6 protein-coding genes are annotated in these 22882 nt (G+C 61.6%); all 6 read right to left on the bottom strand.

Annotated elements, in window-relative coordinates:
• Window position 1: 1 nt before the first annotated feature.
• The 6 genes from BCS36_RS00870 to BCS36_RS00895 are packed head-to-tail and all read right to left on the bottom strand — an operon-like array spanning window position 2 to window position 22811.
• A complete protein-coding gene (locus tag BCS36_RS00870; protein WP_291301050.1) occupies window positions 2–4810 on the bottom strand; it encodes a condensation domain-containing protein in 4809 nt (1602 codons plus the stop codon).
• Entirely contained in the window at window positions 4807–8256 is a 3450-nt protein-coding gene (locus BCS36_RS00875; protein ID WP_291301051.1) for an AMP-binding protein, read from the bottom strand. The genes BCS36_RS00870 and BCS36_RS00875 overlap by 4 nt, the downstream gene beginning before the upstream one ends.
• Window positions 8253–10616 (bottom strand): type I polyketide synthase, encoded by a 2364-nt coding sequence (locus BCS36_RS00880; protein ID WP_291301052.1) that lies wholly within the window; start codon window positions 10614–10616, stop codon window positions 8253–8255. Before BCS36_RS00880 ends, BCS36_RS00875 begins: the two co-directional genes overlap by 4 nt.
• Window positions 10613–14272, bottom strand: coding sequence for a condensation domain-containing protein (locus BCS36_RS00885; RefSeq protein ID WP_291301053.1), 3660 nt, complete (start codon window positions 14270–14272; stop codon window positions 10613–10615). Before BCS36_RS00885 ends, BCS36_RS00880 begins: the two co-directional genes overlap by 4 nt.
• Window positions 14272–21006 (bottom strand): non-ribosomal peptide synthetase, encoded by a 6735-nt coding sequence (locus tag BCS36_RS00890; RefSeq protein WP_291301054.1) that lies wholly within the window; start codon window positions 21004–21006, stop codon window positions 14272–14274. The genes BCS36_RS00885 and BCS36_RS00890 overlap by 1 nt, the downstream gene beginning before the upstream one ends.
• Window positions 21006–22811 (bottom strand): non-ribosomal peptide synthetase, encoded by a 1806-nt coding sequence (locus BCS36_RS00895; protein ID WP_291301055.1) that lies wholly within the window; start codon window positions 22809–22811, stop codon window positions 21006–21008. Before BCS36_RS00895 ends, BCS36_RS00890 begins: the two co-directional genes overlap by 1 nt.
• Window positions 22812–22882 lie beyond the last annotated feature (71 nt).

Consider the following 22882-nt stretch of genomic DNA (forward strand, 5'->3'; position numbering starts at 1 on the left):
GCTACAGGATTGTTTCGTTGGGGCTCCGGCGGCGTGCGCGTCTTTCGCCCGAAAGGCGTTGCCTTTCCATGCGGGATTCGCGCGCGCTCGGGGCGGCATCATCTTTTTTCGACGGGGCTTCCGGCGCATGCATCCATTCGGTCAACGCATGGATGGTCGGGTACTGGAACAGGATGGAAAGAGGAAACGCTTTGCCCAGGTCGGACTGAATCATCTGGTGCACCTGGGTCAGCAGCAGGGATGTGCCGCCGATTTCAAAGAAATTGTCGTGAATGCTGACTTCATCCAGGCCAATGACCAGCTTCCATATATCCGCGATGCGGGTTTCCTCCGGCGAGGCTGGCAGCTGCATGCCGCTTGTGCTTGCGAACAGACGCATGTTGGGGCTGGGCAGGCGCTTCCAGTCTATTTTTCCTGATGGGGTGCGCGGCCATTCCGGAACCGTGAGAATAACGTCGGGAACCATCGCAGGAGAAAGGTGCTCCTTGAGGTAGTCCCGCAGATGCGAGCGCAGCGTCGTTTCATCACGGCTGAAGGCAGGAGCGTTGGCCAGCGAGTCCAGGGGACGGCTCAGAACGTCCTCTGCTCCAGGCCAGGGTATATTCAGGCAGGGTGCGCTTCCCGGGGCGTGGAACAGAACGTTGAAGCTCACGCCGTCGCGCAGGTCGAGCGAAATTGCGGCTTCAAGACCGTGGTAGTCCGCCATTGCATGAATGTCTTCCGGGTTCAGCCCCCATACGGTCTGGCTTGCTTCCTTCAGAGCCCGTGCTTCGCCCAGCAGGGAGTCGAGGTTTGTTTGCATGCCGGAAAGGCAGCTTTCTTCCGCCAGCTGCCGCACGGCCTGATAGACGGCAAGACGCGCATGGGGAATACCCGACACGCCGAGAGCCTGCCCGCCGGAAGCCGCCTTCTGGCGCAAGGCTGCCAAAAGGGAGTGCAGGTCTTCAGCGGACGCCGCACCCGCGTCGCCCCACGGTCGCACAAGGCCGGAAAAGGGGCGGAATGGACTGTGATCGCAATAAATCACCGCTTCATACCGGAACTCTGTCAGTTCGTTGTGGCTGTGCCCGCGTTTCGGGCGTACCTCCACATGGCAGATACGCGGGACAAGACGCGGCAGGGCGTGCCAGAAAGCGGGTGAAAGCAGCAGTTCGCTCTCCATGCGTTTTCTGCCATTGGCGCGGTCAAGAAGCTCCCGCGCCGTGGTTTTTCCTTCGCACCGGTGAATCTGGATGGCCGTATGCAACAGATCCAGGCTGTCGAAATTGCGTATGTCGCCAAGAATGACGCGGCCGCCCTTATCAAGGCGCTCAACAGCTTGCCGTACGGCTTCAACGCAGTACTCGCGGTCGGGAAAATACTGAAGAACGGAATTGAATATGGCGGTGTCAAAGGCCTTTCCGCCTATTGCCTCCAGAGGGGGCAGGTCTGTGGCGCTGCTTTGGGCCAGAAGTATTTCCGCCCTGATGTCGTCCGTGCCGGGCGTTGCCGGGTGTTCCCCGCCGGGCAGGATATCTTTCAGGCAGGCGAGAGCCTGCGCGGAAATGTCCAGGCCCGCGTAGCGTTCGCAGGTGCGCGCAAGATCCATGAGCAGGAAGCCCTGGCCGCAGCCCACCTCAAGAACGCTTCGCGGGGCATGCTCATGTATGGCCGCAAGGCTTGAGGCCAGCCACTCGCGCATTTCATCCGCCGGAATCCTCTGCCCGGTATAGCTGCTCTCCCAGATAAGGAAGTTGTCCAGTATCTGCCCTTCACGCCGTACGGAAGTGTACATGCTGTCATACAGGGATTCCCACTGGTTGAGGCAGCGTGCCCGGCTGTCGTCGGCTGCTCCGCCGGAGGCGTCTTCTCTGCCGGGGATGACGTAGGCGGCAAGGCGCTGTTCCGTCCAGACGGCGGCATCACCGCCCGAATGGCCGGAAACGGCCAGTACCCGCGCTTCTTCCACCAGAGGGTGCGCCTCCAGAACCGCCTGGATTTCTTCCGGCTCGATGCGGATGCCCCGGATTTTTATCTGACGGTCGATCCGGCCGTAATAATGCGCAACACCCGAGGTATCGAGCCTGGCCGTGTCGCCGGTATCGAACCATCTGCGGTGTCCGCCCAGACGGCACAGATCATGAAAAGCTTCGTCGGTCATGCCTTCATGACGCTGTTCGTCCACCCATGCGGAACTGAAGGCCGCCGCCGCCCCGTGGTATCCCGAGGCCAGGCAGCCGCCCGCCACAAAAAGTCTGCCCACGGCTCCGACCGGGAGTACGGAACCCTGCTCGTCAACCACGGCCAGCGTCGTATTGTGTACGGGGACGCCAATGGGCACAGCGCCGCTCTCCTGCCCTGTCACCTCGTAAAACGTGGCGTCGCCTGTCACTTCCGTCGAACCGTACAGGTTGAGCAGGCGTACGGACGGCAAGGCCTTGAGCGTGGCAGAGGCAACGTCCGGGGGCAGAATCTCGCCGCTGGCCGTCAGTATCCTCAGGGCAGGCAGACGTCCGGCCAGGCCGGTGCGGTGCATTTCGGCAAGCAGGGAGGGAACCAGCACGAGGCGCGTGATTTTGTGCCTCTCCAACTGGTCCAGCAGCCACGGAACGTCAGCCGCGGAGCCGTCGGGAAGGCTTACCAGGGGGATGCCCGAAAGCAGCGGTCCAAGCGCCTCCCAAATAAAGTCCACAAAAACAGGAGAGGTTTTTTGGCAGCATGCCTCGCCAGCGCCCCAGGGAAACTGCTCCCACATCCAGCGCAGACGGTTGGCAAGGACGGCATGGCTGAGGCGCACTCCCTTGGGGTTGCCCGTTGAGCCTGAGGTGTAGAGCAGGCAGGCGGTATCCTTTTCTTCGGGATGGCGCGCGGGCTGCGGGGCCGTTTGGCCCGCCGCTGTCGCCGGGAGTTCCCTGATGTTCAGCATGGCGGGGCTTTCCCCTTTCCACGCCCCATCGTTGGTGAGAATGCAGACGGCCCCGCAGTCAGAGGCAATCCAGCGCGCCAGACTTGCCGGATAGCCCGGAGCAAGGGGGGTCCAGACAGCGCCGAGCTTCCAGACGGCGAGTATTGCCGCGAGCAGATCCGGACCCTGTTCCAGGCGAAGAAGCACGGTGGAGCCGGGCGCTACGCCCTGCGCCGCCATATGGGAGGCCAGGCCATCGGCCATGTCCAGCAGTTCGCGCCGGGTCACTTGGCGTTCCGTGGCGGATGTGCCCGGTTTGGCAACGGAGATTACGGCTGTTGCTTCCGGCATTGCGGCGCAGAGATCGCTGAAGGTTTTCCACGGATCGATTACGCGGTGCGCGCGCGCGGCCCCGTGCGCCAGGGAGGCCGCCACATTGAAGCCGAACCGGGCCGAGGGCGCGTCCAGAGCGCTTTTGCCTTGCGCCGCTTCGCGGGCCAGCGCGGTAAACATTTCGGCAAATCCATGCATGGTTTCGGGACGGAACAGATCCGAGGCATACAGCAGGGTGCAGTCCAGCCCCGAAGCTCCTGGCCATGCGAGAATTTCCATGTCCATATGTGTGGAGCACGAGGGCATGGGCAGATTTTCAAGGCTTATTCCGTCAAAGCGCATGCCGCCGGAAAGCATGTTCTGGTAGGTGAAGGCCGTCTGATATATGGGGTTTCGGCTCAGGTCACGCTGACGGCCAAGTGTTTCGGTCAGCATCTGGAAGGGCAGGTCGGCGTGTTCCAACGTTTCAAGAATAGCCCGCTGCACTGTCTGTATGAGGGCGCGCAGGCTTTGCTGCGGGTCTGTCTGTATGCGTATGCTGAGATTTTCCACAAAAAAGCCGACAAGAGATTCGGTGGCCGGGTGTGAACGCCCGGCAAAAGAGCTGCCGACGGCAAAATCACGCTGCGCTGAGAACCGTGAGACGGCCAGCGAAAAAAGTGTAAGCCATACAGCGTAAGGGGTGGTGTTTTCCTGAGCAGCCAGAGATTCAATACCGTCAACAATCTCACGCGGCACGACGAACTGGTGCATGCTGCCCTTGAAGCTTTGCGCGGCGGGACGCGGAAAGTCCGTGGGCAACGCCAGATCAGGCAGGTTCGCAAGGCGCTCCCGCCACCACAGGGACTCGGCCTCTGCCAAGCGCTGTACGCGGCTCCTGTGCCACACGGCATACTGTTCATACGTGACCGGCAGAGGTTCCCATGCAGGCTCCGCTTTCCGGGCCAGGTCTGTATAGGCCTGCATCAGGTCTTGCAGAAAAAGTCCGATGGACCAGCCGTCAAACACGATGTGGTGGGCGGTAAAAAGCAGCACATGGCTGTCGTCTGCCTCGCGGAACAGGCAACCCCTGATAAGAAGGTCGCGCGCGAGGTCAAAACCTTTTTCGGCCTCATGACGCATGGCCTGCCGGACAAGAGCGAAGGACGGGGCGCTTCTGAGTCCAAGGACATATTGCGTATGGGGACGTGGCATGACGGAAATATTGCCCCTGGCGTCAGACTGGATGTTTATCCGCAGCGCGGAATGTCGCTCCATAACGGCCAGCCACGCGCGCTGGAAGACCTCGACATCAATTGTTCCCCTGAGCCGGAAAGCAAACGGGATATTGTAAAAGGGATTGCCCGGCGCCAGCTGGTCCATAAACCACAGGCGTTCCTGCGCCAGCGACAGGCGTGGAGGGTCGGCCCTGATGGCGTGAATGCTTTCCATGCCGCTTTCAGGAGCGTTGGGTGACTGCGCGTCCGCCTCGCGCAACAGTTGCGCCAGTTGTGCAATGTCCAGAGATTCCAGAGAATCGGCCACGCCCGAAAGAATTTCTTCGGGAAGCGCCTCGTCCGGTGTCACGGGGGCGGGATTGACGGCGGTTCTCATCGGCTTGTGTCTCCTGCCGCATTGCTTGTGCGCGCGCGGATAAGGGTGAGCAGGGTTTTGGCCAGGCCTTCAATGGTCGGATTCGTGAAAAATGCTGACAAAGGCAGAGAAACGGGAAGCTTTTCCTTAAGGCGGGCAAGCACCTGCACGGCCTTCAAGGAATCACCCCCAAGCCGGAAGAAATTGGAGCGCACGCCTGTGATTTCCACATGCAGCACTTCCTGCCATAGTGCGGCGAGCAGGCATTCCACCGGAGTTTGCGGTGCACGGTCGCCGGGAGGGGAAACCTCTGCTGCCGTTTCGTTTTCAGGCAGTTCATGCGCATATTTTTCGATGAGGGCGCGGCGGTCTATCTTGCCGTTGGCAGTGAGGGGCAACTCGTCCACAAACTGCCAGATCCGGGGCAACATGGCAGGCGGCAGGCGGTCCTGCAGCCATGCCTGCAGGCTGGCGGCGTCAACGGGATCTCCGGCAGCGTCCTGCCGGGCGAGCACAAAAGCGCCCAGCATCCGGCCGCCGGGAACGCCACTGCCGGTTTTTACGGGAATGACCACAGCCCTGCCCACACCGGGGTGCCCGGCTATAACGGTTTCCACCTCCACTGGGTCGAGGCGGAAACCGCCGATGTTGATCTGAAAGTCCGTTCTGCCAAGAATTTCAATAAGCCCGTCATCATGATAGCGACCGGCATCACCCGTGCGGTACAGCCTTTCGCCTGTTTCCGGGTGATGGAAAAACCGTGGGCCGACATCCGGCGCAAGGATGTCCAGGCAGACGTTGGCTCCCGCGCAGTACATTTCGCCTGTGACCCAATCAGGAACATCACGCAGATTTTCGTCCAGAATATGATAGCTGTTGTTGGCTATGGGCGCGCCGTAGGGAATGACGCTCCATCCTCTGGGCAGGCCTTCCACCTTGTGCATGATATTCCATACTGTGGTTTCCGTGGGGCCGCCGATGGAGTAAAACTCCGCGCCGGGAGCAGCTTTTTGAGCTTCGCCGGGCAGGCTGGCTTCCACCCAGTCTCCGCCTGCCACAAAAAGCCGTATGGGCAGCGTGACGCCGTGCTCAAGGCAGTGCCGCGCAAGCGCCTTTATGAAGGCGGGCACGCTGTTCCAGAAGGTGACGTTATGGCGCAGTGCGGCGTCTGCCCATACGTCTGGGCGCAGAGCGCCCTCATGAGGCAGAACCGCCAGCGCGGCCCCTGCGGAAAGCGCGCCAAAGACGTCATATACCGAAAGGTCGTGGTGCAGGGATGTGACGCCCATAACCCTGTCTTCGGGCTTCAGGGCGAAGCGCTCATTGGTGTAGACCACAAGATTCAACAGGTTACGGTGGCTGACAATGACGGCCTTGGGGGTTCCAGTGGTGCCGGAGGTCAGCATCACATACGCCGGATCGCTCTGGGCAGGCAGCGCGGCTTTTATGGCGTCGCCATGGTCCGCCGTTTCAGGGCGGCCCTCAAGCAGGGCGTCCACATCAAGCGCGGGTACGGCGCTGGTCAGATCTTTGGCCATGCGCCCATGGGTGATGGTCAGTACAGCCCTTCCGGCCTGAAGCATCGTGCAGAGCCGCGACGGCGGGTTGCCGCTGTCCAGCGGAAGGTAGGGCATGCCAGCGAGCTGGATGCCAAGAATGCAGACAATGGCCTGCCAGCCCCGTTCAAGAACGATGGCGACTGTAGCCATGTCATTGCGCGATGGGCGCTGCCGCACTGCCGGGCTTTCCAGAATCCGCTGCCGGACAAGCAGCGCGTAACCGAGGGTTTCCGCGTAGGTCAGGGTTCTGTCCGGGGCTATGATGGCCGCCGCCTCTGGAGTTTCCGCCGCGCGCTTCAAAAAAAGATCGCAAACGGTCCCCTGGGGAAGAGGCATGGGGCGGTTGTTGCGTGCAGCCCTCCGCTGCGCCTGGCGCAGGGGCAGCGCCGCAAGCCGGTGATGCTCCCAGGCTTTCTGGTCGTCCGCGAGCAGGCGCAGTATGCGCATGTACTCGTCAAACATGTCGTCCACCATGCCCGGAGGAAAGGCGGATGTTTTGCCGTCCCAGTAAATGTGCAGGGCGTTGGTAAAAATGGTGTACTGGCAGTCGAGCTTGGTTTGCGGGGTGGAGCCGTGCGTGCGGCGCACGCTTCCAAAGGCTTGCAGCACCTTTTCCACGCCTGTGTCATCGGCGCGTCTGTCGGGCATAGCCGTGAAAACCACGGGCATGACCTCGGTCTCCATCCCGCCGCGCATCTGCGCCATCTCGCGCAACAGCCGCACGCCGGAAATTTCGGCGTGTTCCAGATTTGTCCAGAGCGTTTTTTGCAGGGCAGCCGCATGCGCCGCCATGTGGTTCCCTTGCGTCAAATCGACGGGAACCAGGGTAAAGGTGGCAAATTCACCCATGATGTTGTTGATGGATTCGTGCCAGTGCAGATTACGGTTGAAGCGGGGCATGTTCAGGGTAAAATGGCTTGAACCGCTGTACAGGGAGATAACTTCGGCATAGGCGGCCGCAAGCAGCGCCGCCAGCGAAAATCCGAGCCGCGCGCATTCTTTTTGCAGATTCGTGGTTTGTTCCACGCTGAGTACGGCTTCGTAGCGCTTGATGATGCCGGGTTCCTGCGTGGCGCCGTCGGCTGCGGGCGCTTCCGTCGGCTTGGGAAACGAGGGCGCCGGAGGAAGCGTGCGTAACTGTTCCTTCCAGAATTGGAGGCTGTTTGTATATGCCCGGCTCTGCTCAAATTCCTTCAACGTGAGCATGTAATCGCGGAAACTGGCCTGAAGTTCAGGCAGCGCCGCATCAGAATCAAGATACAGCGCGGCCAGATCTTCATATAGTATCTGGAAGCTGCGGCCGTCTGTGGCCCACATGTCCCAGCGGAAATGCAGCACGCCCCGTTCGGTTCCGTCCGGGTTGGCCGCCAGCCGGGTGAAATGCACCTCTGATTGGGGCCAGCGCTCCAGATCGCTGACCGTGGCGGTCATGCGTGCGGCCAGTTCGTCCATGTGTCGCTGTTGCGCGGCGCCGTCACGGGCAGACATGTCTGTCACGGCTACCGGGAAAAACAGAGGCAGGGGCAGCACGCGCTGCTCCCCCTGGGGCGTTACCACGGCCCGCAGCATTTCATGGCGCTCCACAAGGGCATTTAACGCCTGTTTGAAGCGGTGCAGATCCAGAGCCTGGCACTCAATTTCCACATAGCTCTGCATGGCGACGCCGCCGCCGCGCAGGTCGGCAGCGCGGCCGATCCAGTAGGCCTGCTGCATGTCACTGAGAGGAAAGGGTTCGTGCCGCAACTCCGGCTGGGGCATAATACGCGGATACGCCGCCGCGCGGGCTTTGCGCCCAGCGGCTTTGGCAGCCAGTGCGCCGAGTTTTTCGTGGCGGTTCCGGGCAGACGTGGCGCTGTTGGCCTGGCAAGGATGAGGTGAGGGCTGGGCCTCCGTAAGGTGACTGTTCATTCTGCCTTCCTGACAAGGGTATCAAGCATCTGGGATGCCGTTCTGATGCTGCTGAACTCCGTCATGGAAATACGGATTCCGAAGACGCTTTCGACATCGGCCAGAATCTGCACGGCTGTCATAGAGGTTCCGCCCATGACGTAAAAATCGTCGTCAACAAGCAACGAAGGAAGGCTGAAGGCCTCGCGCCAGATGGCCAGCACAAGGGTCTCTGCCGAATCCTGTTGCGTTTCCGTAATATCGCCCTGCGCAGTCTGCGCTACGTCCTGGTTTATCTTGAGCGAAAGCCAGTGGGATTCGCGGGCGAACGGGTATTCCGGCAGCGCCAGACGGCGCGCGCCGTTGCGGGGGATGGCGGGATTGAGTCCTGCCATGAAAAGTTCGGCTACCAGACCGGGAAAACCGTCATCCAGGCGGTCGCCCGCAGCCGGAATGTCGTGGGGCAGCCAGCGGGAGGGCCGCAAGCCCTGAGCCGCAGCGGCGTCGCGGATTTCACGGGTAATGGGCGCAACCTCCGGTATATGCAGGCATATGCACTTTGAAAGAGGCGCGCTGTTGTGCGGCGCATTTTCCGGGGCATGATCGAGATCCAGATACGGAGGCCTTTCTGCAAAAAGGTCGCGGGCCGCCCTGGCCGAAAGGCTGCCCTGGCCGTAACCAGCTACAATTGCGGGGACAAGATGGTGCCGTTGCAGCCGGGAGGCGATATTTTTTACAGACGCTTCATCAGTGGCATCGGTGAAAAGCAGCACCAGTTGCGGCGCATCGCTGCAGAGCGTGCTTTCGTACGCACCCCTGCGCAAAATGGCTCCAGCCTCCCTGGAGGACCCGGCAGCCACGGCGCAGCGGCAAGGAAACAGTTTGCGCGTGTGGCGCAGGTTCCAGGCCATGTCTTCAAGCGAGGCATCCGGCCAGCTTTCAAGCAGTCTTCCCCACTGTTCCGTAAGGCGTCGCAGGCCGTTTGCGTCAGGCGCGCTGAAGCAGAGCGGAACGGTTTCGCCCTGGCGTGCGCCGGCAGAAGCCTCCGCTTGCGCCCACTCGGGCGTGCGCTCGAGAACCACGTGGCAGTTCGTGCCGCCAAAACCGAATGCGCTGACGCCGGCCATGCTTTTCAGATCTTCGGGCCATGCCTCCGCCTGGTGTGCGATGCGGAAGCGCCGGGCATCAAGATCGATGGCCGGGTTGAGCCTGTTGAAGTTGATTGTGGCCGGAATATGTTTGTGGCGAAGCATGAGTATGGCCTTGAGCAGCGAAGCCATACCCGCCGCGTTCCCCAGATGCCCCAGGTTTCCCTTGACCGAACCGATGACGCAGGGTGACGGGCGCTCGCCGAACACCAGGGAAAGCCCTGCTATTTCTATGGGGTCGCCAAGATAGGTGCCTGTGCCGTGTGCTTCCACATAGCCGACATCCCGGCTCTCCACATTGGCCATGCTTTGCGCGATACGGATGGCTGCGGCCTGCCCTTCCGCGCAGGGGGCTGCGAACCCGGCTCTGCGGTGGGCGTCGTTGCTGACGCCGTATCCCCTGATCACGGCCTGGATGTGGTCCCCGTCTTCAATGGCGTCGGCCAGCCGTTTCAGTACTACCGCTCCTGCGCCTTCGCCCGGCAGGGTTCCTCCGGCGGCGGCGTCAAAGGGTCGGCAGTGACCGTCTGGAGCCAGAATGCCGCCAGATTCCGCCACATACCCCCAGCCACGGGGGTTGATGACAGAGGCCGTTGCGGCCAAAGCCATGTCGCAACTGTAATCAAGAAGGTGCTGGCAGGCTGAAGCCACAAGAACCAGCCCGGTGGAGCAGGCTGTCTGGATATTCAGGCTGGGGCCGGTGAAACCGAACTTGTATGAAATCCAGGAACTGAGGAAGTCCTGCCCGTTGACAATGGCTGAGCGGTGAAAGGCGGTGCCAGTGTTGTTGAAGGCATCCGGCCCCACGTTGCACAGCCAGTAAGAACTGGGGGCGGCCCCGGCGAACACGCCCACCCGCAGGTTTTGCGTGACGGGGTCGCCGGGCGCATAGCCCGCGTTTTCAAAGGCATGCCAGGAAGATTCCAGCATCAGACGCAGCTGGGGGTCCATTTCACGGGCTTCGCCAGGGCTCAGGTTGAAAAATGCGGCGTCAAACTTGTCTACATCTTCCATCTGGGCGCATACGGGAACATAGGCAGGATGCGAAGCGTATGACGCCGGGCAGCCGTTGCTTTTGACGTCCTCGGGGGAAAGGCGGCGCGCGGCTTCAAATCCGGAACACAGGTTTCGCCAGTACTGTTCCAAATCCGGCGCGCCGCAAAAACGGCCGGACATGCCGACAACGGCAATCGCATTGCTATAGGCGTCGTCAAGCCAGGGGGATGATCTCATGGGCGCATACTCGCTTGCTGTTTACGTCTTTTGCGGGCGTCACGCTGGGCATCGGCACGCGTTTTTTCACTTTGCGGCAGCGTGGTTCGAGGATTGGGGAGAACTTCCGGCGCGGAGGACTGGGAGCTGGCGGGCAGTTTTTCCAGTACCGCGTCTGTCAACTCGCGCAGGCAGGGGTGCAGAAAAACGGCGGCAACGCCCATATCCACGCCAAAGGCCCGTTGGATGCGTTCTCGCAGTTGCGGGGCCATGACCGAAGTTCCGCCGAGGTCAAAAAAGTTTGCGTCGGGATCGGCGGCGTCCGTGCGCAAGGTCTGGGCCCAAATGTTCGCCATTGTGGCGCGCAGCGCTTCCGCACTGTCCCCATGGCGCATGTTTTCAGCGGCGTCGGGTGACGGCGCGTGAACCTGATACGGCCCGGGCTCTCCCCATATGTTGCTCAAAGGATGCGGAAGGCGGCTCGGCGCTACGGCGGCTTCCGGGTAAAGGACCAGCGTGCAGGAAGGCTCGGGGTCGTGTGGCGAAAGCAGGCGTCCGCCGATCCGTGACGGGTCGGCCCCTACAAGAAGCGCGTCCTTGCCGGATCTGAGGGCCAACTCCAGCATAGTCAGTATGTGGTGTTCTTGTTGCAGGGGCATGGCCACAAGGGTGTCCGCATGCGGAGCCCTGGCATTATGCCGGGCCGCGTCGGCGCGCAGGGACTGGAAGAGTGCGGCGGCGGGCGATACGGCGTCCGTATCCATGATCAGCCAGCGAACAAGGGGCACGCCCGGAAGCTGGGCATGGAAAGCTTGCGCCACTTTTTCGCTTTCTTGGGCAGCCCGGCCAGGCTCAGCGGTTGCGGCGCTGAGGGAAAGAATATGCACAAGGCCTCCCGGCGGCACTCCGAAGGCGGTGTGGGCTGCAGTGGCGTCCGGCAGTTCCCCGCCGTATTGCAGCCTTTCGGGCTGCCCCCAAAGGCGGCACAGTTCGTCCGCATTCGCGCCGCACAGCCACAGACGCGCTTCTGGCCTGCGTAACAGCGCGGCAATGCAGGATGCGTCCGCATCGGAGCCGGAGAGCAGCACCATGCAGCACCTGTCAGGAGCAAAGAGAATGTCCCAGTCCGGCGCGGGGCAGTCCGGGAAAGCTGGCGTCATTCCGAACGAACTGCGGGGCGTGTACATCAGCGTATGCGTGTTTTGCTGCGGGGCGGCATCCCGCAGGTCAGCCTGCCCTGCGGCAAAGGCGCGTTCAAGCATGCTTGCGGCATACAGCGGCAATTCCTGAAACAGGTCCTGCCGCAGTCTGCCGTCCGCATGTCTGGGCAGGCGGCGCACGCGCATGTGGTGCTGCGGGCGCAGCGGCAACGGCAGGTCAGTAAAAAATTCTTCCGGTTTTTGGGATGACAGTGCCGGGAAAGCGTCTGCGTACCAGACGACAAGCTCCCCTTCGTCATGCAGCAGTGATTTCTGGCCTTCGCGGCGGGCAGGAGCAATAATGCCCAGGGCCATATCCGGCAGGCTTTCTCCGGTCAGCTTGGACGCGAGATTGTCCAGATTGACGGCATGCCCCTGCCGCCAGAGCAGGGGACTGCCATAGCCGGGAATTGGCAAAGCCACGGTGTCGCGGGTCAGAAGGCGAAGGCGCGTCCGGGAACTGAACGCCACGGTTTCGCCGGGTGCGCAGCCAGCGGGCAGGCAGTCCCTGTGCAGCCGTGCCGTCACCGTAGCTTCTGTCCCTTCGGAGCCGAAGCTGTCGACCAGGGCAAAGACATTTGTTTCAGGCAGTTGCAGCAGCAGGCGTATATTGTCGTTTACCCCGCAGGTGGGCAGGGTTGCAGGCAGGTGATTCACAATGCAGACATGGGCCGCTTCGGGCCATGTCTTTTCCGCTGGGCGGCGGGTCAGGCATACAAGGCTGCTGGCTGTCGCCCTGTGGAGCGATGTGAGGACCGGAACATCGCTTCCGGCGGCCGCAAGACTGAGCAACCCATCAGGATCGGCAGCGGGCTGTTCAAAAGCAATGCCGTCATAGGCGCTCAAATTGAGCAGCTCTGCCAGTTTTTTGGCCGCGCCCACTCGACTCGGGGGCTTTGCACAGATTGGGTTGAGCGCGGCTTCCAGACTGCCCGAGGTTCCCGCCAGCGTTGCCATGCATTGCAGAAATGCCGCCGCCGCCGCTTCCACGCGGGCGCGGCCGAACAGCGCTGTGTCGTATTCAAGATGGAGCCTGTGGCCCCTTTCGCCGAAATCCCAGATGACAAAGGCCAGATCATAGGCTGATATGGGATAGTCCGGGATGCGCGGCGTCATAGAAACAGCGCCGGACATGCCGAAGGCGTTCTGCAGCGTCAGAAATATCTGGCTGACGGGATGCCTGCCGCTGTGCCGCCGCACGCCGCTGGCGGCAACTATGTTCTGAAAGGGAAGAACTTGGTTGTCGAGAGCGTCCATGAGGCAGGCATGGCTTTGAAGCAGCATTTCCACCGCTGTTTTTTGCGGGTCAAAAAGCGCGGCCAGCGGCAGCACATTGACAAAGCAGCCCACCATATCCTCCAGGCCGGGAAACTGCCTGTTGGCCGCCACTGTGAGGATGGGCGTCTCGGCTTCTCCCGCCTCCCGGTAAAGAAACAGCCGCAGGGCCGCGTGCAGGGCCGAAAAGAAGCTGCATCCGTGCCGGGCGGCCCAGGATCTGACTTTTTGGACAAGGGCCGCGTCCATATCGACGGCGCACAGGGCATGGCGGGTGTGGGGGGCGGAAGAATCCGTGTTTCCTTTATCTGAGAGGGATGGAGCGGGGCCGCGTATAAAATCAGGCGGCAGGGCGTGCCGGGGGGGGATGCCCGCCAGCGTATCCCGCCAGAAGGCAGTCTGTTTTTCCTTTATGGCGGGCAGGGCGCTGGCATGCAGCCATGCGGCGTACTCCGCATAACTGGCGGCCAGGGGGGGAAGGTTTGGCTTTGTGCCTTGCAGATACGCGTTCAGCAGGGCCCCGATCTCTCTGGCAAGCACACCCATGGACCAGCCGTCCATGATCAGGTGGTGCAGCCCCAGAACCAGAACGGCATGGCTGGCTTGCCCCGCGAACACGGCCGCGCGCCAAAGTGGGGGAGCGGCAAGGTCATAGGGGGTGAAGCGAAAGCTGTGAACGCATCCGGCTATGGCCTTTTCGCGTTCGTGGGCGTCAGGTATGGCGTGAACGGTCAGCGGCACGGAGCATTCTTTGCCGATGCGCAGCCGGGGAGCCCCTCCCTGCGGTGTGCTGCAAAAGGCACGCAGCATATCGTGCCGCTCCATCAGCAGGGCGAAGGCGTCGTGCATGGCGGCGTTCAGATCCAGCGGCAGATTGTCCAGCTGGAACACGCCGACCTGATTGACGACAGTGATGCTCTCCTGATTGCGGCTCAACAGGTGAAAAACTTCTTGATAGGGCGTAAGCGCATGGTGCGTGGGCTCATGGCAGGCAGGAAGGCGCGTTTCCCATTTTTCTGTCAGAAGGCGGCGCGCTTCTGCACCCGCCAGAGAACGGACCAGGGCGCGCCGGTTATGCTGCAGTTCCGGCAGCTCGTCTTCGCTCAGCGCTCCCTTGGGCGCGCTGATGCGCAACCTGCCGTTTTGCATGGCAAGCGAGACTCCCTTTCGGGCGCACAGATCCAGAAGTTTCGCAATATGCATCAGAGTTCTTCCCATTCCGTGTTCGCTTTCGCCGGGAGGATCGTTCCCGCAATACGATTGACCAGATGGTCAAAGACCGGCTGTTCAAAAATGACGCGCACATCGACAGCCGTACCCAGACGCTGGCCAAGCAGCACAGCCAGTTTTATGGCCAGCAGCGAATGCCCGCCTTCCAGAAAAAAATTGCTCCCGGCTTTTGGCCTGCAGTGCAGCAGGCTCCACCACAAATCGGCCAGCACCGCGCCCACGCCGTGCGCATCTTCGTCAGCGGGGGTGTGCAGGGGGGCTTCCCGGTTGACTTCAGTCAGTTGTTCGAGTTCTTTTCTCAAGGCAGTCACATCCACTTTTCCGCTTGAGGTCAGGGGAAAGGTGTCGCACGTGAAAAAGATGGTGGGTATGAAGGCCGGGGGCAGGGATGCGCCCAGCTTGCGTTGTGTCGCAGCAGCATCGAAAGGAAGGCTGGAGTCGGGGATGACGCAAGCCGCAAGCGCGGCTGTTTCGCCTGCGCCGACCACTGCCACCACAGCGTCCCGTACTTGGGGAAGGACGCGCAGGGCCTGTTCCACTTCCTGAGGCGCAATGCGCTGCCCCCTGATTTTGATCTGCCTGTCCAGCCTGCCCAGACCCAGCAGAAGCCCATTGGCGGTCCATACGCCCCTGTCGCCAGTGCGGAACGTCTGGAGGGCATTTCCTGCGGGGCTGTTCAGTGGGGTAAAGCCGCCGCTTTGTTCAAGGTTTCCGGTTTGCGGGTTGAGGTATCCCCGGGCCAGAACCTGTCCCTGAACGGCGATTTCTCCGGGAAGCCCCCAGGGGAGTTCCCGCCCGTCTGCGTCGAGGACCATGACGGTTGCGCCCGCAATGGGCTTGCCCAGCGGCACGGCCATGCCCCCGGCATCGTGAGGGGAAGTTGTGTGCCAGACAGCTTCGCCGCAGACCTCGGTACTGCCGTAAAAGTTGTGGACAACCGCGCTGGGAAAGGCCTTGTGCAGTTCGCTGACAAGGGGGCCGTACAAAGGTTCGCCGCTGGAAATGATATGGCGCAGGGCGGGAAGGGTCACGCGGGTGTGGCCGGCAAGCCCGGCCAGGGCGTGCAGCGCGCTTGGCACGGCCACCAGCCGCGTTACGCCGTGCTGTTCCAGGGCGTGCAAGACCGCATCCATGCGCCGTACATCGGCATCGGGCACAATGTGCACGGGCGCGGCGTGCAGCAGCGGCGTGAAAAGCTCGGTGACCGCATCCACAAAACCTGTGTCGGTCTTGGCGCAGCACCGCTCGCCCGGCTCGAAGGGGATGGCTTCGCCCCCCCACCGCAGACGGTTAATCAGTGCCCCCTGCCCGATGGATACCCCCTTGGGACGCCCGCTTGAGCCAGAGGTGAACAGCGTGAGAACCGGCGTATCCGCATCGCTCCCCGCCGCAAGTGACAGGCTGGCACTCGCGGTCGGGCTTTTTTCAAGTTCGGCTACGTCAAGACATATGGGCCTGTGCTGTGGGCCGAAGTCAAACCGTTCGTGCAGCCGCGAATCCACGAGCACGGCTGCAACCCCGGCCTGGGCCAGCATGTCGCTCAGGCGTTCGCGGGGCATGCCGGGGCTCACCGGGGTTACAGCCCGGCCGGCACGCCAGGCCGCAAGTATGGCGGCCACCCATAGAGGGCCGCGCTCAAGGCAGAGAGCCACTGGCCCGCGCGGGGGGCAGGCGGCGTCAACCCATGCGGCGACGGCAAGGCTCATCTCATGCAGCTGATGGAATTTCAGTATGTTGTCGTAACCGTAGGTCAGGCAGGGCGCATCAGCGTGGCTGGCGGCAATATCCTCAAAGCGCTGCCAGAGAGAGGGCCACAGGCCGGGAGTTTCACCCTGGCGCCATTGGGCGAGGGCGGCCTGCTCCTCAGGCGGGATCAGGGAAACTTCTTCCAGCGTAAGGTCGGGCGTGTCCGTTACCTGCCGGAGTATCCACCGCAGGCGGTCAAGCAGGCCCGTCAGGGCGGGGAGGGGCCACGCGGAAGCGTCAGCCGTGATTTCAAAAACAAGAGCGCCCTGACCATCTCGCATTGAGATATCCAGGCTCATGGCGCTTTCGTGCCTTCCCCCGGGCTGCAGGCGCACAGTCATGCCATTGACTGAAAATACGGTTTCTTCGGTGTTGTCCTGGCTGAAAGCAATGTCAAACAAGGGATGACGCCCGGGCTGGCGGTGGGCTTCAATCTCCCTGACCAGACTGTCAAAAGGCACACTGGCGTTTTCTCCAGCCCGGATGAGGGACTCGCGGCAAACGGCCAGCAATTCCCGGAAGGTATTCGCCTTGTCCAGACGAACGGCGAGCGGCAGGGGGGTGACCATCATGCCCACAACGTTTTCCAGTTCCGGCGTGAACCGCTGTGCGGCATAGGTGCCAAGAAGAAGGTTGCTGCTTGCCGAGCAGCGCGAAACAAGCAGCGAAAAGGCCGCAAAGCACAGTATGAACGGCGTGACGCCTCCGGCTGCGGCCCGTTGCCGTAAATCAGCGGCAAGATCGTCCGGCAGGGGATAGGCAACATAGGCTTCGCCGTGTTGCGCCGTTGTTTTTCCATACTGTGAAGTAACCGCGAAGTTGGGGAGTTCCGGCCTCGTAACATCCGCCAGTTCTTTCTTCATGGCTTTCAGGCGTTCGGCAGCAAGCCGCGTCATAGCTTGCGACTGCTCCCAATCGGCCATATCAGCATAATCAATGCCCGGGCAGATGGCCGGGATGTTTTTGCCATCAAGGGCTTCGCGCAGGCTGTTCATGAACAGCCGCATGGACCATCCGTCAAAAGCGGCATGGTGGAAGGCCAGGTACAGGTCCGCTCCCGTTTCGGGCGCATCCCGCGCCACAAGGCATGCGCGCAGCAAGGGGCCGACGGCGAGATCAAAGGCCTGTTGCGAGATTTCGGCGTATGCTTTGTCAGAAAGTGCCTGTTGTGCTTCCGCGTCATGTCCGCGTGCGTTCACATGGGTGAAAGGCACCGTCAGGCGGGGATGAACGCGCTGCCATACTTGCGTATCGGTGGTTTCGCCGTGTGCCTCGTCGTGACGGCAATGCAGGGTGGTGCGAAGCGCCTCGTGCCTGTCGGCAACAGTCTGCAAGGCCTTTTCGATGGCCGGGGCAGTGACGCGTCCTGAAATCTTCAGACGAAAAGCCAGAATGTACCTGGCTGTTCCGGGATGCAGCGTTTCTTCTATCCACAGGCGTTTTTGCGCGTGAGAGGCGGGAAAGACCTTTCCGCCGTCAGGGGCTGGGGGCTGGCTGCGCCGTCTTGAGGGGAGCACAGGAGGGATGTTTTTTTCATGGCTGCCGCGCAGACCGTCCATGTGACTGCCAAGCGCCGCTGGGGTGGGATGCCGGAAGATGTCCATAACGCCCAGCCCGGAAAAATCCTGCCCGCGCAGCAGGTTCAGCAGGCGGATGGCCGCAATGGAGTCGCCGCCAGATTCAAAAAAATTGGCGTCGGCATTTTCCGGCGGCGCGCCGAGCACGGTTTTCCATGCCAGGGCAATTGCCTTTTCTGTGGGAGTGCCGGGAACAAAATGACTGTTCTGCACACGTGTGGGCCACCGTTTGACGGCCTCACGGTCTGTCTTGGCGTTGGCGGAAAGCGGAAAGGTTTTGCACTGGCCGATGAAGGACGGAATCATGTAGGATGGCAGGCGCTTTTTCAGGAAAGCTCTGACGCCCTCCACGCTGAGTTCGCTGCCGGGTTGCGGCGCAACATAGGCACACAGTTTTTTGCCGTCTTCCGAAAGAAAAACCACGGCCTGCCGAACGTCCGGATGGCGTTGCACCTGTGCCTCGATCTCGCTGAGTTCCATGCGGAAGCCATGTATTTTTACCTGGCTGTCGCGGCGGCCGAGAAATTCTATGACGCCGTCTTCATGCATGCGGCCCATGTCGCCGGTTTTGTATAGGCGTTCGCCCGTGCCGGGCAACAAGCCGAAGGCGGCACGATTGCGCTCGGGGTCGTTCAGATACCCCGCCGACATATACGGGCCGGTGCAGCACAGTTCGCCGGCCACTCCCCGCGGGCACACCTGTCCCAACTGGTTCAGCACATGGTACCCGGCGTTCTGGAAGGGCTTGCCATAGGGGATGCTGTCCCATTGGGGGGCGATGTCTCGTACCTGATGGCAGATATTGGCCACGGATATTTCCGTGGGGCCGCCGAGGCTGAACAGGCGTGCCCGGGGAGCGCGTTGAAGCAGGGCGCGTGCCGTGGACAAGGGTATCCAGTCGCCCCCGAGGGAGACGAGACGCAGGTTTTCCAGGCCCGGGGCCGGATCTGTTGCGCAAAAGTCCAGCAGCATGGTCAGCATGGACGGGACGCTGTTCCAGAAGCCCACACGGTGTTTACGCATGAGTTCAAGCCAGTGGGCGGGGTCCTTGCGGCGCGAATGCTCCGGAAAAACCGTGGGCATGCCCAGAAGCGCGTTGCCCGCATAGTCGGGAACGGCCATGTCATGATGGAAGGGCGACAGCGCCAGGGAAGGGGTTTCCTGCCCCAGAGGGCAGAAGGAAGAAAACTGCGCTATGCAGTTGAGAATTCCCTTGTAGGGAACAAGAACCCCCTTGGGCGCGCCTGTGCTGCCAGAAGTATATATGACGCTGAAAATATCATTTTCAAAGGCGGACATGGCGGTTGACGGCGGCAGCAGGATGTTATCCCCGTCCTGATCCATGCCGGGGTCCATGACGGGAATTCCCGAGGCTGCGACTCGGGCCGTGGCCGAGCCGTCTGTCAGTACAAGGCTTGCACCGCAGTCGTGCAGGATGCCACGCAGGCGTTCTGCCGGGGCTTCGGGGTCCAGAGGAACGGCAACGCCCCCGGCTGCCCGCACGGCAAAGGGCGCGATCGCCTGCCAGCGGCCTTTGTGCAGGGCCATGCCCACGCGGGCATGCCGGGGCAGCCCTGTTCTCTGCAGCCGGGCTGCCAGCCGGGTCACAGCTTCGTACACGTCCTGCCAGAGCATTTGCCCCTGATGGTCCACCAGCGCCCATTGTCGTCCCATGCTTTGGGCCTGTTTTTCAAGGCGGGCCAGGGCGTCATCGCCGCCGATGTCCACCGTGGGGCCATATTCGCTGCTGTACGGGCACCGGGGCGTCAGTATCTGATACAGGGGCAGAGGGGACTGCCATGCGGCTGTGTCGGCGGCCAGGGACTGTACCAGCCGGACAAAGGCGTCGAACATGGTTTCGGGCAGGCTTTCGGGAAACATGTTCTCCAGCACGTCCCAGGACAAATGCAATGCGCCGTCGATCATGCCGTACTGGGCGTCTATCCAGACTTGCGGCGTCTGGGTCAGGGTCTGGCGTACCGTGCCCAGGCTGCCGAGGAACCCTACCCAGGAAGAGGCGCGGCTGCGGGCGTTGCTCTCCGGCTCACTGGTAAAAACGAAAGGCATGCCGGTTTCCGGGCCTACGCCTGTGGCCTGCCGCCATTCACGCAGAACTGTTACGCCGGAAACATGCTCATGCTCGAGATCCTGCCAGATCTGCCGTTGTAGTTCACGGCACCTTGCGGCAAAGGGGCGGCCTGCTTCCGTATTGTCGACGATGGTGAGGGAAAAGCTGGCGAATTCGCCGACGCAACGCTCTATGTCAGGGTGAACTGGCAGGCGGTTTACCCGTGGCACGTTGATGGCAAACCTGCTTTCATAGCTCCAGTGTCCGAGGGTTTCCGCATAGCACCCAAGCAGGAGTGTGGACAGGGTGAGGTCGTTCTGCCGCAGTTTTTCCGTCAGTTGGGCGAACGTGTGGGCTTCAAGCCGCACCTCATGCCGCCTGAAGCAGGGAGCCGTGTGGGCTGGCATAGCCGGAACCGGCTCCGCATCTGCCCCGTAGCCTCTGCTTGAGCGCAAAGGAATGGCGGGCGCTGGGGGCAGGGTGCGTACCTTTTTCCGCCAATAGGCAAGGCTTCGCGCATAGGTGGGGCTGTTTTTGAACTCAGCGAGCGCGAGCACATAGTCCCGAAAAGAAAAATCAGCGGCGGGCGGCAAAGTTTCACCGGCATACAGAAGGGCGAGTTCCCGCATGAGCACCTGAAGGCTGTGCCCGTCCAGGCACCAGCAGTCCAGGCTGCCCATCAGCACGGTAGCGTCATTCTTGAGGGCGAAAGCGCGGAACTCTGTTTGGGGCCAGACTTCAAGCGGATAGCAGGCATGGGAAAGCGTTGCGCGTTCCGCAAGAAGCATCTGCTCGGCGGCAGCCGCATCAAGGTGCGTAAGATTTTGAACCTGCAGGGCAAGAGGTGAAAATTCCCGCAGAATCCTCTGGGTGCCGTCAGCAAGCACAAGGGCGTGAAGCATGTCGTGCCGCTGGAGAAGCGTGTTCCAGCAGTCTTCGAACCGCCGGGCGTCAAAATTGTGTATTTCCAGCTCAAAATATGCATGAATGCCTATATTGCCGAAGGCAACGGACGCGTCGCGGCCCATCCAGTATGCCTGCTGGTTTTCATTGAGCGGAAAAGGCAGGTATTTTTCTTCTGGCCTGGGGTCAAGGCGGGGCAGGTCCATGCCGTCACTCGACTGTTCCGCCGTCAGTTGGGCAAGGATTGCCTGCTTGTGGGATCTGAGCCGTTCCACCACCTGATCTGTCAGAACAGACGCATTTCCCCGGCAGACAAGCTCCCCGCCCTCGGCATGCAGAGTGACGCCCTGGCGGCGCAACTCAAGCATGAAAGCCAGATGGGCATAATCCGGATACGTTGGAACTGCGGACATTATATTCTCGCTGTGATTTCCGGGCCGGAGGCGAACCCCGTTTCCCGCGTCTCAGGGGCTTGCCGCCGCGCGCCCAGTTTGGCGTTTTCGATGTACAGATTGGCTATGGTGACTGTGCGCGGCTCCATAATCAGGTGGAAGGGCACGGCAACGCCGGAAAATTCGCGCAGAGCCGCGATAAGTCTGGCGGCCATGATGGAGCTTCCGCCGGCTTCGAGAAAGGAGTCTTCGGAAGAAAAGGAACCGTCCGCAAGCACGGTGCGAAAAATGTCGAGCACGGCATCGTCAGATACGGCCTGCCTCTTGTGGGGGGCCGGGAGCCGTGAGGTGTCGATTTTTCCGCTGGAACGCAGGGGCAGTTCGTCCAGCAGCAGGATGTGCCGGGGAACCATATGTTCGGGAACCTGCGAAACCAGAAAGTCCCTCAGGCGTGAGATAAGGATGTCGCCGGCGCCTGCTGTTCCGCGCTCGGGCACGATGTAGGCCGCCAGTTCCGGGTGCGGGTCCTTGACAACGCCCACATGTACGGCATGAACTTCTGGAAATCGCAGAATGGCGGCGCTGACTTCACCGGGTTCAACGCGGCACCCGGATATTTTTATCTGGTCGTCATTGCGGCCGAGGACAGTCAGCACCCCGGCCTCGTCCAGTACCGCCCTGTCTCCGGTACGGTAAAGGCGCTCGCCGGTATCCGGCCGGCAGGCAAACGCCAGTGCGCTGTCTGCCGTGCCCTGAACATAGCCAAGTCCAACGCATGTTCCGCAGATGAAGAGCTCGCCTTCCTCTCCGGCGGGCAGGCTGCGCCCCTCGTCGTCCATAATCAGAAAACTCGTGTCGCCCAGAGGGCGGCCAGCCGGGATGCGCGTGGCGCTCAAAGACGCTTCCGTGATGGTTTCCGTCGCCACCATTACGCTGCACTCTGTCGGGCCGTAGCAGTTGTGAAGCGCCAGGCCGGGGCATGCCTCACGCACCCGGCGGATGGTTTCTCTGTTGGGCATTTCGCCACCGAAACACAATGATTTGACTCGCCGGAAGGTCAGTGGATTTTGCGCGCTGACCACGTTGAAAACGCTGGTTGGCAAAAGCAGCAGTTCCACGCCGTGCATGAGAAGGTGTTTTTCAAGCAGTGAACTGTCGAGCATGCTCTGCGTGTCGGTGATTACCAGGGAGCAGCCGTTGAGCAGCCCTCCCCAGACCTCCATGATGGACATGTCAAAAGTCATTGAAGCGCCATGCGTCATAACCCGCCCCGGCCGATAGCCGATGCCCTCCACATCGCTGAATATGGCGTGTATGCCCGCGTGTGAGATGAGCGCACCCTTGGGTTCGCCTGTGGAGCCCGAGGTATGCATAATGTAGAGGGCAGTGCCCGCGCCGGGATGCGGCAGGGGATCGCCATGCGGTTTTTTGTCAAAAAATGCGCCGGGCTCGCACTGCCAAAGAGAGGTTGCCCAATCGCGCCCCTTCAGGTCTTCGGGATTGGCGAACAGACCTGTGATGCCGCAACGGGCAATGATGCGCTCAATGCGGGCGTCCGGCCAGTCAAGCCCCAGAGGAACGTAGGCGATTCCCGCCTTGGCCGCTGCAACCACAGCCAGTACGCTGTCCGCCGAGCGTTCAAGGTACAGGCCTATTACGGGGTTGCCATGACGTACAAGCTCCTGGGACAGAGCATTGGCGGCCTGATACAGTTGGGCGTAGCTCAGCGTATGCTGGCCGTCCATAACGGCGGGAGTGGCGCTGTATTCCGAAACAATGCGATCCAGTCGCCGCAACAGAGGTGAAAAGGCTGGCTGATGACTCAAGGTGCACCTCAGAAAGGTTTGAAATCATTGGAAGGCGCTACGCAAATTTGTGCAGCAAGCGGTGCAGCGCG

This window comes from Desulfovibrio sp. MES5 (assembly GCF_002237645.1).
Lineage (GTDB): Bacteria > Desulfobacterota > Desulfovibrionia > Desulfovibrionales > Desulfovibrionaceae > Desulfovibrio.